The organism is Algoriphagus sp. NBT04N3, from assembly GCF_019443765.1.
GTDB classification, from domain to species: Bacteria; Bacteroidota; Bacteroidia; order Cytophagales; family Cyclobacteriaceae; genus Algoriphagus; species Algoriphagus ornithinivorans.
The window spans coordinates 2,227,451-2,242,772 of the sequence record NZ_CP048415.1 but is presented as its reverse complement, the minus strand read 5'-3'; the positions used below and the strand labels follow the sequence as shown (position 1 = coordinate 2,242,772).

The 15,322-nt window shown below is 40.0% G+C and carries 9 protein-coding genes; 8 read left to right on the top strand and 1 reads right to left on the bottom strand.

Annotation, left to right across the window (positions count from 1 at the left end):
• Window positions 1-60: 60 nt before the first annotated feature.
• The 6 genes from GYM62_RS09680 to GYM62_RS09655 all read left to right on the top strand — a co-directional run bounded on the left by GYM62_RS09680 (window position 61) and on the right by GYM62_RS09655 (window position 8,655).
• Complete coding sequence (locus GYM62_RS09680) at window positions 61-1,308, top strand: efflux RND transporter periplasmic adaptor subunit (RefSeq protein ID WP_219959256.1); 1,248 nt, start codon at window positions 61-63, stop codon at window positions 1,306-1,308.
• A gap of 128 nt (window positions 1,309-1,436) precedes the next feature.
• Window positions 1,437-1,790, top strand: a complete 354-nt coding sequence (locus tag GYM62_RS09675; protein ID WP_144602912.1) for a four helix bundle protein — start codon at window positions 1,437-1,439, stop codon at window positions 1,788-1,790.
• A gap of 135 nt (window positions 1,791-1,925) precedes the next feature.
• Window positions 1,926-2,624 (top strand): ABC transporter ATP-binding protein, encoded by a 699-nt coding sequence (locus GYM62_RS09670; RefSeq protein ID WP_091655584.1) that lies wholly within the window; start codon window positions 1,926-1,928, stop codon window positions 2,622-2,624.
• A gap of 215 nt (window positions 2,625-2,839) precedes the next feature.
• The gene (locus GYM62_RS09665; RefSeq protein WP_219959255.1) at window positions 2,840-5,209 is read left to right on the top strand and encodes an ABC transporter permease; all 2,370 of its coding nucleotides are present in this window, start codon (window positions 2,840-2,842) and stop codon (window positions 5,207-5,209) included.
• A gap of 250 nt (window positions 5,210-5,459) precedes the next feature.
• On the top strand, window positions 5,460-6,149 hold the full coding sequence (locus GYM62_RS09660) for a head GIN domain-containing protein (RefSeq protein WP_219959254.1): 690 nt from the start codon (window positions 5,460-5,462) through the stop codon (window positions 6,147-6,149).
• Window positions 6,150-6,228: 79 nt separating this feature from the next.
• Window positions 6,229-8,655, top strand: coding sequence for an ABC transporter permease (locus GYM62_RS09655; protein WP_219959253.1), 2,427 nt, complete (start codon window positions 6,229-6,231; stop codon window positions 8,653-8,655).
• Window positions 8,656-8,694: 39 nt separating this feature from the next.
• Here the strand turns inward: GYM62_RS09655 and GYM62_RS09650 are convergent, their stop codons facing one another.
• A complete protein-coding gene (locus GYM62_RS09650) occupies window positions 8,695-9,681 on the bottom strand; it encodes a bestrophin family protein (protein ID WP_219959252.1) in 987 nt (328 codons plus the stop codon).
• 623 nt (window positions 9,682-10,304) lie between these two features.
• On the opposite strand from GYM62_RS09650, the gene GYM62_RS09645 reads away from it, so the two are divergent.
• Complete coding sequence (locus tag GYM62_RS09645) at window positions 10,305-12,749, top strand: ABC transporter permease (RefSeq protein ID WP_219959251.1); 2,445 nt, start codon at window positions 10,305-10,307, stop codon at window positions 12,747-12,749.
• A 93-nt stretch (window positions 12,750-12,842) separates the two neighbouring features.
• Window positions 12,843-15,317, top strand: coding sequence for an ABC transporter permease (locus GYM62_RS09640; RefSeq protein WP_219959250.1), 2,475 nt, complete (start codon window positions 12,843-12,845; stop codon window positions 15,315-15,317).
• Window positions 15,318-15,322: the final 5 nt, after the last annotated feature.

The window sequence follows — 15,322 nt, the reverse complement described above, 5'->3', positions numbered from 1 at the left end:
TTTTTGCATGGCACATCATTTGGCATAAAAGGGTACAGCCAGAAAAGGCAATCACACACAATGGATAGAAAATTAGAAAAGAAAACATGGACAGCAAAGAAAATCGCTTATCTGCTAGGTGGGCTGGTGGTCGTTGCTGTAATTATTTACCAGTTGGGTTTTGCGGACCATAGATCCACCATGAATGTGGAGAGGGACAGACTTAGTATCGCCACTGTATCTAAGGGAGAGTTTACTGACTATATATTGGTCTCTGGTCAGATTGAGCCCGCACAAACTTTTTTCCTGGATGCGGTTGAAGGCGGTATGGTCGCCGATGTGATAAGAGAGTCAGGAGCCTTAGTAGAAAAAGGGGATACTATTTTAGCCTTAACCAACTCCAATCTTCAGCTGGATGTGATGCAGCGGGAGACTATGTTATATGAACAAATCAATAATCTCCGTCAAACCCGCTTGCTTTTGGATCAAAATGATTTGAATCAGCAGGGGCAATTGGCAGAGATAGATTATCAAATCAGTCTTTTGGAACCACAATTCAAAAGATTCAAAGAATTGCATAGTAAAAAACTGGTTTCAGATCGTGAGTTTGAAGAGGTTAAAGAGCAATATGAATACAATCTAAAAAGGAGGAAGCTGACATATGAGTCTTACAAGAATGACTCGGTAGCGCGCTCCATACAATTGGCTCAGCTTCGTAATTCTGAGAGAAGAATGCAGGCTTCATTGACTGGAGTTGGCAAAATTCTGAACAACTTAATCATTACCGCTCCAATTGCAGGACAGCTGGCTATGGAGCAAATTGAAATAGGGCAAGCGATAAATCCTGGACAGCGATATGGACAGATAGATGTCATGGATGAATTTAAAGTTCGGGTTCCCATCGACGAGCTCTATCTGCCTAGAATTGGCAGAGGCCTGAAGGGTAAATTTACTTTGAGTGGACAAGAGCATGAACTTGAGATATCTAAAATTTACCCTACGATCACCAATGGAAGATTTGAAGTAGACATGGTGTTTACCGGTGAAAGTCCCAAAGGAATTCGTAGAGGTCAAAGTGTAAGAATCCGATTAGAACTAGGGGATAGTGAGCAAAGTCTATTGATTCCTACAGGTGGATTCTTTAAAGATACTGGTGGAAATTGGGTCTTTGTCTTGAATTCTTCTGGAAATGCCGAAAAAAGAAATATTCGTCTAGGCCGCAAAAACCCAGAGTACTATGAGGTTTTGGAGGGCTTGATAGAAGGTGAAAAAGTGATTGTTTCGGGGTATGAGAATTTCGGGAATAATGAGGTGTTGGAGTTGAGGTAAAGTTGGAAGACCGAAGACCGAAGACGGAAGATTGAGAGATAAAATTGTGGAAATAGATTTTATTTAAGTTGATAGTTTGAAAGTCAAGTCAAAAGCTTATATTTATTTTATTAGTTAAATAAATTGTTATGAGCTTTAAGTTTGAAAAACTTTTGATTTGGCAAAAAGCAATGGATTTAGGAGAGCATGTTCACAAAATTTCAAGACAATTTCCAAAAGAGGAAATGTACAACCTAACAAGCCAAACCATTAGATCTGCTGATTCAATTGCATTAAATATAGCAGAAGGTTCTATCTCTCAAAGCAACCCAGAGCAACATAGGTTCTTGGGGTACTCTGTGAGGTCTATTGCTGAATTGATTACCTGCCTTTATAAAGCAAAAAGAAGAGAGTATATCAATGAATCAGATTTCAAGTGGATATATCAGGAATGTTTTGACTTAATGAATATGACAATAGGCTTTAAAAATAAAATGAAATAGATGGAATTTAATCTTGGGCTAAATAATGCTAGTGATTTTCATATTTAATAAATCATTACATCGATCATTAAAAAATTAATGGATGGAGGTCCGATTGCTTCGGTCTTCGGTCTTCCGTCTTAAATCTTATAAATCATGGAAAACGTAATCAAAACAGTAAACCTTCGGAAATTATATACCACCGAAGAAGTGGAAACCACCGCATTGGATGGGATCCAAATTGAAATTAAAAAGGGTGAATTCGTAGCCATAATGGGGCCTTCCGGTTGTGGTAAATCAACCTTATTGAATATCATTGGCCTTTTGGATAACCCGGATGAGGGTGAATATCATTTCCTAGGTCAAGAAGTGGCTAACTATTCAGAAAGACAGCGCTCTTCTCTAAGAAAGGGGAATATTGGATTTGTTTTCCAAAGCTTCAATCTAATCGATGAGCTAACTGTATTTGAAAATGTGGAGTTACCTCTTTTGTACCTGAAAATACCATCCGATGAGCGAAAACAAAGAGTAGAGGAGGTTTTGACCAGGATGAATATTATGCATAGACGCAATCATTTCCCTCAGCAGCTTTCAGGTGGTCAGCAACAGCGTGTAGCCATTGCCCGAGCTATTGTAGCCAAGCCATCAGTGATACTCGCCGATGAACCTACCGGTAATTTGGATTCCAAAAACGGGGAAGAAGTCATGAGGCTATTGGAAGAATTGAATAATGAAGGCACTACTATCGTAATGGTTACTCACTCACCTCATGATGCAAATTATGCCCACAGGGTAATCAATTTGTTTGATGGAAAAGTAGTGACTGAGAATATTAGGGAGCAATTCCATATTTGATTTCAATTATTCCTTTTTGAATGAGTCGAATTAACACTATTTCGACCTTTCAATTAAATCAAATTAGTCTCGTGCGAAATCGGACAAAATTGTTCGGATTACTAATCCAGAAAATCAGAAAAATGCCCATTTTGAGAAATTTGGGCATTTTTTGCTGGCACAAAAAGTGAATATCTAAGTGTGAGGCTTTGGATGCCTCTTTTATAACATGACCTATGTTTAAGAACTATTTAAAAATCGCATTTCGAGGCTTTGGTAAACATAAGCTTACCTTCTTCATTAATTTGTTTGGCTTGACCTTGGGACTTTGTGCAGCAATTCTGATAGGATTGTGGATCAAAAGTGAACTGGAAACTGATAGAAGACTTCCGGGTTCGGATCAGGTATTCAGGGTCATGGAGCATCAGAATTACGGAGATCAGGTTTTTACCATTCCTTCTACTCCTGGAGTATTGGCAGAGGCCATGAAAGAAAATTTAGCTGAGGTTCAATATGCTGCAACCTATACCTGGAATGAGGAGAATTTATTTGTTCAAGGTGATAAACGTGTAAAACTTTCCGGGATTTATGCCGGGGCGGATTATTTGAAAATTTTCCAATATCCTCTGCTTTTTGGAAATAGAGAACAACTGCTATCAGACAAATCCCATATAGTTCTGACCGAATCATCAGCAATCAAATTATTCGGAAAAACTGATGTTTTGGATGAAGAAATTGAAATGATTTCTACTGACGGAACGGAGCTTTTCTTGGTGAAAGGTGTCATTGCAGATGAGGGAATGATCAATTGGGAGAAATTTGATTTTATCCTGCCTTATAAATTGTTTTTTGATAAACCCTACAATAGTTGGTTACAACACTGGGGGAATAATGGTCCCAATACTGTGATAACCTTGCAGGAAAATGCGGATCCAGAAGCCTTTTCGGCTTCGATAAAAGATTTCATTCGGGATCGCTTTGAAGGTTCAAATGCAGATCTATTTGTTTTCCCTCAAAGTGATATGTACCTCCATGGTTCATGGAAGGATGGAATAATTCAGGAAGGAAGAATAAAAACCGTTAAGCTTTTTGCTATGATTGGTTTTTTCATTCTGGTCATTGCCTGTATTAATTTCATGAACCTATCCACTGCCAAATCACAAAAACGCTCGAAGGAGGTAGGTGTGAGAAAAGTATCAGGTGCAGATAAATCCAGTCTTATTTATCAGTTCTTGAGCGAGTCTCTGCTAATTACCTTTTTCTCAGGCTTGTTTGCCTTGGTTTTGGTTCAGCTGACACTTCCGGTATTCAATCAATTAGCTGGAAAAGAATTGGTCCTTCCAGTCTTAGATCTTTATTTCTGGGTAGGCTTTTTACTTGTATTGGTGTTTACAGGACTTCTGGCAGGAAGTTATCCGGCTTTTTATCTGTCTTCCACCAAAGTTGTATCTGTCTTTAAAAATCAATTTAATGGAAATCGAAAAGTAGCATTCGCCAGAAAGGGCTTGGTCTTATTTCAATTTGTTTTGGCGACCTGCTTGCTCATATCTACGGTTGTCATTTTCCAACAAATCAATTATGCATTGAACCAAGATTTAGGCTATGAAAAAGATCAGTTGATTTTAGTGCCTTTAGAAGGTGAATTGCCAGAGAAGTATGAGATATTCAAGTCTAGGCTAGAAGCAAGGCCAGGGATTTCATCAGTAAGCAGGGCATCTCATAATATGATGGGTAGAAGTAATAATACCGGGGATGTATCATGGGAAGGAAAAGAACCTGGTTTCAACGCTTTGTTTGAAAGGTTCCGGGTCGATTATGATTTCTTGGAAACTTTAGGGATAGAATTGCTCAGTGGAAAGGATTTTTCCAAAGACCGTATTTCAGATTCCATAAGTGCCGTAATTGTTAATGAGAAAGCATATGAACTGATTACACAAAATAATCCAGAGAATAGCAGCTTAGATATTAATGGAAGTAGATATGAGATTATAGGGGTTGCAAAGAATTTTCATTTCCAAAGCATGCATCAGTCTATGGAACCTGCCTTCATGGTAATAGACCCTGCTTTCAATTTCAATAGCTTCATCCGTATCAATTCATCTTCCATGCAAGAAGCCTTGGCAGAAATAGAGGGAGTCTTTGCGGAGTTAAATCCCGTATTTCCATTTACCTATCAGTTTATGGATGAAAATTATGCCAGAATGTATAGAGAGGATGTAAGACTTAGGGATTTGGCTAAGTATTTCAGCTTGTTGACTATTTTGATTTCTTGTTTGGGCTTATTGGGTTTATCAGCTCATGTTGCTGAACAAAAAACCAAGGAAATCGGAATTAGAAAAGTATTGGGAGCTTCTACATTTTCTATTTTGAATGTGATCAATAAGGAATTTATCACGATTGTTTCGATTTCAATCTTGTTTGGATCTGGATTAGGTTACTGGATTATGCAGGATTGGTTATCGGGCTATGCCTACAGGATCAACTTTGAATGGTGGTTTATTCCAGCTGTAGCGGGTATTATCTTTCTGATAGCCTTATCCACGGTTTGGATTCAGTCTTATAAAGCCGCCAATTCCAATCCCGTGCAGGCGATTAAGACAGAGTAAGTTTGGTCGAAATCTAAAATGGAAATACTCTCTAAGTTAATTGGAGAGTATTTTTTTATGCAACCCATTTAAGCAAACCTGCATCTATATGACAAGAGGGATTTGATGGGCTTTAGAATATTGTTCGCCTGCGGTCAAAAACCCGAAAGATCGGACATGTAAATAATTGATATGCCGCTCTAAAGCTCAAAATAGCCTATTTTATCCCTTGGCACATTCTATGAATCTATTTATCTAAACTAACACAGCTATGAAAAAGAATCTGGCACCCATCTTAATTTTATTGGCATTCCTTATGGGATTTTCCGCCAATGCCCAGCAAACTGAAACCAGAAAATTAGATCGCTTCACCAAAGTGGAATCCGGTGGAAGCTGGGATGTTTTTATTACCCAAGGCAATGCCTATGAGGTAAAAATTGAAGCTCAAAATGTGGACTTAAACAAAGTTCTTACTGAGGTAAAAAACGGACAACTTAAGCTGAAACTTGAAAAAGGAAACTATAGAAACGTTAGGTTAAAGTTTTATGTAACCATGCCTGAAATTGAGGGATTGGGTTCTTCCGGCTCAGGTTCAATCACCGTGATGGATGATTTGGAATCCGATAAACTAGGACTGGGTGTTTCCGGTTCAGGGCTGATCAAACTTCAGAAAGTTTACGCTAATTCAATGAGCGTAGGGATCAGTGGATCTGGAGATATTGTCATAGATGGTGGAGAGGTTGAGAAGTTGGATATAGGTCAGTCAGGCTCAGGAGATTTTGAAGGAATGGACTTAAAAGCCCAGCAAGTAACTATTGGGAAGTCAGGTTCGGGAGAAACATATATTACTGCGATAGAAAGTCTTAAAGTAGGTGCATCCGGTTCAGGAAATGTATACTATAAAGGAGAACCTACCAAGCAAATAGGGACATCAGGTTCAGCCAAAGTAATCAAAAGATAAAACCAAGACCTAGCACTATGAATCCAAAAATGCCGAGTAGTATATTTTACTAAGCGGCATTTTTTTTCACCAATCAGCCATGTTTAAAAACTACTTTAAAATCGTATTCAGGAATGCTAAAAAGCATCCTTTGTATGTCTTCATCAACCTTTTTGGTTTGGCTATAGGAATGGCCGTGAGTATTGTGATTCTGCTTTATGTTCGGTATGAACTCAGCTATGACAATTATCACCCTGATGTGGATAGAATTTATAGAGTTTCGAGAGCTTGGTTTAATCCGGATGGGAGTACCAGCTTGCATCTGGGACATACTGCTCCTCCCTTTGGGCCTCTGATACAATCAGATTTTCCGGAGGATGTGGAGTTCTCAGCTAGATTGATGAATGCAGATCCTTTAATCAAATCAGGAAATAATGCATTTGTGGAGGAACGATTTTTCTTTGCAGACCCAGAGGTTTTTGATGTTTTTTCTTGGGAAACACTGGAAGGTGAATCAAAGAATGCATTGACTCAAGCAGATGGTCTTATATTATCTGAAAGTACTGCCAAAAGATATTTTGGGTCTGAAAATGCAGTGGGGAAAGAACTTCTGGTAGAGATAGGAGGGATGGAGTTTACCATGCAGGTGAGAGGAGTGGTCAAAGACACTCCGAACAATTCCCATTTTCATATTGATTTTTTAGCCTCCATGCTACCTGTCGTTCAATTTTACGGTGGACAAGATGCTTTTATGTCTAATTATGGTTCCAATAATTTTTCCACTTATATCAAACTTGCAGAAGGTGTTTCCTATAAAAATTTTGAAGCCAAGCTTCCCAGTTTGATTGATAGACATATGGGTGAAAGTAATTCTGGAATCCCCATGTCAAAAGGGACCCAGCTTCTTCTATGGCCTATTCAGGACATTCACTTAAAGTCGAACCTGGACTCTGAAATAGAGCCCAATGGAAATATTGATTATGTCTATGTCTACGGGGCTGTGGCATTATTTATCTTATTGATTGCCTGTATCAATTTTATGAATCTTAGCACCGCAAGGTCCTCCTTAAGATCTATGGAGGTGGGCTTGAGAAAAGTGATGGGTGCCGACAAGACCATCCTCATTCGGCAATTTATGGGTGAAAGCTTTGTGATGACTTTTCTGGCTATGCTTATTGCCCTTTGCTTGGTCTTTTTATTTCTTCCTTATTTCTCCGATTTTCTGGAAAACCCTTTGAGTTTGAATTTTCTAGAAAGCCCAGAACTACTGGTTTGGATACTGGGATTAATCCTTTTTGTGGGTTTGATTTCAGGAAGTTATCCAGCTCTTTTTCTTTCAGGATTTACTCCTGCCAAAGTGTTAAAAGGAGCATTTAAAGCAGGAAAAGGCCATGAGAACTTCAGGTCTGTATTAGTGGTCGGGCAGTTTGCTATTTCTGTAATACTGATAGTCGCTGTCATAGTGGTGATCAATCAGCTGAGCTTTATGCAGAATAAAGATTTGGGCTTTGAAAAAGAAGATATAGTAGTGCTCCCTAGTTCTAATCAGATCAATGAAAACTATCTCATTTTCAAGGATCGCTTAGAAAACCATCCTGATATTCAGTCAGTGAGTATTTCGAGCAGAGTTCCGTCAGGAAGGCTTTTGGATTCTCAAGGGGCAACAGCCGAAGTAGGAGGAGAGCTAACCCAGCTCAATAGCAGGATTGCGGACATTCATGTAGCTCATAATTTTCTGGATACTTATGGAATATCTATAAAGGCTGGAAGAAACTTTGATTTTCTAAGAGCTAGTGATTCTACTGAAGCATTTATTTTGAATGAAGCCGCTGTTCGGGAAATTGGATGGCAAAGCCCTGAGGAAGCTGTTGGCAAGCAGTTTTTGTATGGAGGAAGAAGAGGTTTTGTGACAGGAGTTATGCAAGATTTTCACTTTGAAAGTTTGCATCAGCCCATTGTTCCTATGGTGTTTATGATTTCCCAGGATAGGAATAATAGTGTCAGCATCAAGTTTGAAAGTGGAAAAAGAGAGGAAGTTTTGGCCTATCTAAAAGAAGAATGGGCAGTGATGAGACCTGATTATCCATTCGAACCCCTAATTATAGACCAGGGATTCAATAGGCAATATGAAGCAGAGGCAAGAGTCAAAACCATATTCACTTTCTTTTCTGCCTTAGCAATCATTATTTCTGTGTTGGGGCTTTTAGGTTTGGTGACATTTGCCACTGAACAAAGAACCCGTGAGATTGGAATCAGAAAAGTAATGGGAGCTGAAACTGGAAATATTCTGGCACTTTTGGGTAAGGATTTCCTCAAACTGGTAGCAATAGGCTTTCTGATTGCTATCCCGGTCTCCTATTTTGGAATGAAAAGTTGGCTTCAGGATTTTGCCTACAGCATAGGAATCAATTGGACCACTTTCCTTTGGGCTGGCTTAATTGCTGGGGCAATTGCAGCATTCACCGTCATCAGCCAAACAATCAGAGCTGCATGGGCAAATCCTGTGAAGAGTATTAAAAGTGAATGATGCCTTTTGGAACCATGTGGTAATTGAAAAGGGCTTTCTCTACATCAAAAAACCATTATCCACAGGGTAAGGTTGTGGAATTTCTTTCTCATCCAGCATTTCCAGCAAGTCTATCTCAATCACTCTGGTGATAGAGGATATAGGGACATCATTGTAGCCTGCTTCAAAAGGGTTTTCAGAATAATCTCCAATTCTGTCAACCAAAAAGAATATCCAGATAATGATTCCGGAAAAGGGTACCGTCAGCCAATAGTGGAGCTCTGTAGACTGCTCAAAAATATCCAAAAGACCCAAAGGAATTAATGCGCAGAAAATGTAAGTAATCCAAAGTCCAGTGGAGGCATATTGTCTTGGAAAGGGAAAGGTTTTGATTCGTTCGCTCATTCCCTGGGTATCATAAAATCTACTAATCAGCTGATGAAGCCAAACATGCTTGTATTCACTAAGTCCGTTTTCTTGATGTATTCTGTCCAACTCTAAGCTTTGTTTTTTGAGGAGTTGGGTAGGGAAATTTGTGTATCTCTGTAATGACTCCCATTCCTCAGGATCCAGATATTTTCTGATTTCAGGTTCTAAGCCATTAGCCATTTCCTCTCTGAATCCCGGTGTGAAGACCATTTTGTCTACGGGTAAATTATGTTCCCAAGATTTTCCCTTACGAAGGTTATGCTTAAGAGAAACTAGCCAAGCCAGATGTCTGAAAATCATTTGTTTCTTCCAAGAGTAGGGAACGCTCTTATCAGGTAATGATAAAATGGCCGAGGCGAAAGTTCTACAGTCATTGACAATGGAACCCCAAATTTTTCTTGCCTCCCAAGCGCGATCATACGAGGAGTTGTTTTTAAAGCCAAGGAAAAAAGATACTGCGACACCAATTACTGAAATAGGTTGCCAAGGCAATGAAAATGGCAAACCAGTGACTTCGTATAAGAAAACGATAATTGCAGAATATATCAGTCCATTGATCAGTGGCTTTTTAGACCAGCGGACTGTCATCCAGAGGCTATAGTTTCTTTTGACATACATAGGCTGATATTTTCTATAATCTACTGATTTATAGGATATTTTTCATTATTGAGTCAAATTGAATTTTATTTTGATGATTAACAATTTTATCAGAAGTCTTCATTTGTTTCATTAAAAAAGAGAGACAAAGTTCAGGTTATTGCAAGGTTCAGCCATCAATTCTTGTGGAAGCCAGCTGTCACTTATGCGGGTAGCTTACTAAGAAATGGAGAAGAAGGGTTTTTGTACATATTTGATTATTATGAATTTCGGTTTTCTTCTCAATAAAGAAATAATTATGGCTTAGTATCAGATGAATGGATCAGAATATCGGGCTTCTGTCTTCGGTCGCCTGTGCTGAGCGCCCGCCTCCCGAAGGGCAGGAAGTCGAAGTAACCAATCGGTCAAGCAAAGAAAATAGGGTAAGTGGCCAGATTGCGCATAATTAGATTCATTATAATCTCCAACCCATGTTAAATAGGTGAGAGCCAATATTTTTAAGATTTATTTGCCCGTCAGCGGACAAAATTGTCCGAGGTAAATCCTGAATTTTTGAAAAATCGCTGTATTAAGGCTGAAAAAGTACTTTTGAAATGGCATAAAACTGGAATTATCTCTGGCAAATGATGTAAAGCTTTTCGTATATGTTAAAGAACTATTTCAAAATTGCAGTTAGAAATCTTCTCAAGCACAAGCTCCATACTGGGATCAACCTGATTGGCTTATCCTTAGGTCTGGGAGTAAGTATTTTGATTTTTTTCTTCGTTCAGTTTGAACTGAGTTTTGAGACTTTCCATCAAGATTTAGATCGGATGTACCGAGTCAAAACACATGAGCGGATTGACGGGGAAATGAAGGAATCCTACTCATCCCCGGTAGTCCTTGAATCAGCTTTCAGAGAGGAGTTCCCCCAAATTGAGGCAATTACTGGCGTTACCAATGCAGACGTTCAGGCAATCTTGCCTGATCAGAGTACTCAAAACCAAAGAATCCGCTTGGTTCATCCAGACTTTTTAAAGATGCTCAACTTTCCCTTGATCAAAGGAGATATTTCTTCCCAGCTGGTGGATAAATACTCTGTGGTGATCACCGAAAAAGCTGCCAAGCTATACTTTGGGTCTGCAGATCCAATAGGCCAATCACTCCAACTGAAAATGGGAGAGGACTTTGTAGACTATCGAGTTTCAGGACTTTTGAAAAACCCGCCTGCCAATAATTCCATTCCCTTCGAAATTCTAATGCCGATTGAAAACATGGATTTCTTTGCGGATAAGGAGAGTTTATCCTCTTGGTACAATGTATGGGGATTTAACCTGGTCAAGCTGAATAATCCGGAACAGGTAGCCTCCATTCATCAAAGTATGGAAGCTTTTATGAAAAAGTCTCTGGGTGAGGATTACGAGGAAGGCGGACTTTACTTCACCCTGACACCATTAGCTGACATGCACTTTGCTGAAGGGGCAGGAAATGGGGCAGTACAGACTACCCAAAAATCTCTGCTTTGGATTTTGTCTGGGATTGCCTTTCTGGTATTGCTGATTGCCTGTATCAATTTCACTACGATGGCTATCGGAAGAGCGACCTCAAGGGCCAAAGAGGTCGGGGTAAGAAAGACCATGGGAGCCAGCTTTGGCCAATTGATCATTCAGTTTATGATGGAGGCCTTTTTGACAACCTTAGCAGCTTCCGTAATTGGGGTGGTGCTTGCTGAGTTGTTCCTGCCAACTTTCAATGATCTCTTTCAAAAAGAATTGGATATCGTCTATGGACCTACTCAGTTTGGGATTTTAGCTGGGCTGATTGTATTTATTTCAGGATTGGCTGGAGCCTACCCTGCCTTTTTTCTATCCGGACTGCGTCCAATAAAGGTATTGAAAGGAAACCTTTCCCTTCATTTTGGGAAGCAAGGCCTTCGGAAAGGTTTGGTTGCTTTTCAGTTTTTCATCTCTTTCCTACTCATTGCCACCACCTTGATTATGGTCAATCAGATGAACGCAATTCAGGAATATGACTTGGGATTTGATCAGGAGCAGATTCTGATCGTGGATATGCCAGATTATCCTTCCCAGAATTTTGTCACCTCTTTGAAAGAGAGTTTCAGAACTGCAGAGAGTTTTCGTCAGACATTGGTATCACGAACAGAGATTGCCTCCACAGCTTTGACAGTCGCTACTTATGGAGATGATGCCTTTTGGCAGGTCGGATTTCCTTTGGAAGATGGAACGATGTTTTCGTTCAAAGTCAACTTCGTTTCGGGGGACTATATGGAAACATTAGGCATGGAGCTTTTGGAAGGAAGAACCATTAACCCTGCTGTGGGAGCTGACAGTAGTGCCCTGATCATCAATGAGGCTTTTGCTAGGGCATTTAATTGGGAGGATCCTACGGGAGAAATGCTTCCAAGAACAGATTTTGAACCCCATCAGATTATTGGAGTGGTGAAGGATTTTCATCATGCCTCTCTATACCAACCTATAGAACCCGTGATGATTGCTAAGTCTCCTATGGCCGTATTCAGTGGGATTACCAATCTTATGATCAACTCCAGCACCAATCCTAAGCTGCTTGTTCGTGCCGCAGGTGGTGATATCAATCAGGTTCGAAGTGTGATCGAAGCGGAGTGGGAAAAGCAGTTTGCTGGACTTCCTATGGAAATTTCTTTTTTGGATGAAACGGTAGAAGCTCAGTACCAATCTGATCGGAGATTGGGAAAAATGGTATTTATCGCGGCATCACTTGCCATTTTGATTGCGGCTATGGGGTTGTTTGCTATGGTTGCCTTGTCGATCGCCGGACGGACCAAAGAGATCGGAATCCGAAAAGTCCTAGGAGCATCCAGCTGGAGTATTTCGTGGCTTTTTGGAAAGGAGTTTATTGTCACTACGCTGGTTGGGGTAATAGTAGCGCTTCCGCTGAGCATCTATTTGATGCAAGGCTGGCTGGATCAATTTGCGGTCAAGGGTTGGCCTTCCTGGATCAGCTTTGCGTTACTGGTTATTGGGGGAATTGCTTTCACCCTTGCCTTAGTCTATGCTCAATCTCTCAAGGCCAGTCTGAGTAATCCGGTGAATACCTTGAAGGATGAATAAAAAAGTATCAAGACCTTAGAAACAAGATCCAAGAAGCTAGAGGCTAGAAACAAATAACCAAGAAACTTAATAACTAATAACCACGATCTTATCATGCTCAAAAACTACTTAAAAATAGCCTGGAGAACCCTTCTTCGCCAAAGAATATTCTCCCTTATCAATGTTTTGGGCCTAGCAATAGGCTTAGCATGCTTTCTTTTACTGGCTTCTTATGTGAAATTTGAGCAATCCTATGATTCATTTCAAGAGGATTCTGACCGAATATTTAGAGTTTCTCAGCAAATTCGTGATTTTGGGAATTCTGCCTGGGCTGGGGGAGCTGTGGCCCCTATGCTTCGTAAAGAGTTTGGGGAGCAGTTGGAAGAGATTGTCAGCTTAATTCAAATCAATACTTATCTCAAATCTGTCGATGGAATCAATCCCGAAGAAAGTTTCAGAGAAGATTACTTTTTTTATGCAGAGCCCGGATTTGAAAACATTGCTGGGCTAAAGGTCCTTCAGGGAAGTCTGAAAGGAGCTTTTGATGATCCTTTTAGTTTAGTCCTGACCAGATCTAAAGCAAAGCACTATTTCGGAGATGAAAACCCTGTTGGTAAAGTGCTTCTGGCTACAGGAGATATAGCTTTTGAAGTAAAGGCAGTGGTAGAAGATCTTCCAGCAAATACCCACATGAAGTTTGACTTTTTATCTTCGGTTTCCACTTTCAAAAATCTTAATAATTTTCCTCAAAATGCTGATTTTGGTAGCTTTTGGTGGCCTCAAACATTTACCTATGTCAAAGTAAAAGAGGGTCAAAATGCCCAGGCGATCAGTGATAGAATACCGGAAATAAATGGGAATTACCGTGATCCTGAGGAAGCTAAAAACTACCAATACTACCTACAACCCATACAATCCATACATCTTCAATCAGGATTTGGAGGCGAGTGGACGCCAGGAGTAGATCAAAAGACTTTGTGGATTTTTCTTTCAATTGGTGGTTTTGTGCTTTTGCTAGCATGCATCAATTTCATCAATTTGGCTACTGCTCGTGCTATCAGAAGGATGAAAGAAATTGGTGTGAGAAAGGTCAATGGGGCTAAGAGAGGACAATTGATGGCTCAGTTTCTGGCTGAAGCATTTTTAACAAATGCATTTGCGCTTGTTCTAGGGTTGATTTTGGTGGGGCTGGCTCAACCAATTTTCACATCTATGCTGGGAATATCTTTTGAAGTTCCGCTATTTTCAGATAATTCTTTGATTGGCATTGTTCTGGCTGTATGGATAATTTCCTCCTTACTAGCAGGTGTTTTTCCCGCATTTTACCTAAGTGGTCTCCGACCGGATGTCATTCTTAAAAACTCCCAAATTTCAGGTGGAAAAGCCTTGCTGAGAAAATCGCTGGTAGTTTTCCAGTTCGCTCTTTCTTCCCTGTTGGTTTTCTGTGCCGGGGTAGCTTATATGCAACATACTTTCCTCAGAACATCTGATATGGGCTTTGATCACCAGGGATTATTGACCGTGAAACTCGGAAATGCTGCAAAAGCCCAAATTGAGCTCCTTAAATCGTCCCTTGAGCAACAATCAGGAGTGATTTCTGTCAATGCAATTTCCAATGCTCCCGGACTGGAAGGAGGTTGGAATCCTTCCGTAGCTTTCAGGGGAGTTGAAATAGAAGAAGCCTTTTCTATTTATGTTCAATATGTAGATGAATCCTACTTCGAAAATTTGGGAGTAGAGGTGATTGCTGGAAGAGAATTTTCGCCGGATTTTCAGGATCAGGGGGAGGTAACGGAAATGATGAGGGGACAATTTCCAAAAATGGAAAATCTTGGCGTAGTTGTAAATGAATCCGCAGCAGCCATAATTGCTCAGGCAGGGCAGGAAACTCTTGGAAATGCAGTTAGAATATATACCGATGAAAATGGTAATTTATTCTCTGATTACAATGGTAATATCGTTGGAGTGGTGGAGGATTACCATACTCAGGATTTAAAAACCACCATCAAACCCACTGTTTTCCTTCCTGTAAAAAATGCAGCTTTTGATGGAAGCAATATCTTATTAATTCGAACAGGAAATGGCTTTGATGAAGCTCAAATTACTCAATTAAAAAATGCATGGAATCAAATAATTCCAGGAATTCCTTTCGATTATTCATTCTTAGACGAGCGGATTGCCCAGAATTATGCTCAAGAGGCCCGAACGGGTAATTTGCTAGGCGCATTTGCTATACTAACCTTGTTGATCTCCTGCTTGGGATTGCTAGGACTTTCCATATTCACGGCAGAAACTAAGCGTAAAGAAATTGGTATCAGAAAAGTCCTAGGAGCCTCCGTTCAGGGGATTATTTCTCAATTGTCCAAAGAGTTTATTTATCCGGTGATTTTGGCCTTACTAATAGCCTTTCCGCTTGGATTTTATTTGATGAGTCAATGGCTAGAGCAATTCGCAACTAAAGTAAATATTTCTATTGGCTTTTTCTTGGCAACGGGGATGACTTCGCTGGTATTTGCCTGGTTGACGGTGACTTGGCAGTCATGGAAAGCTGCCACTTCCAATCCAGTGAAATCAATTAAATCAGAGTAGGATCA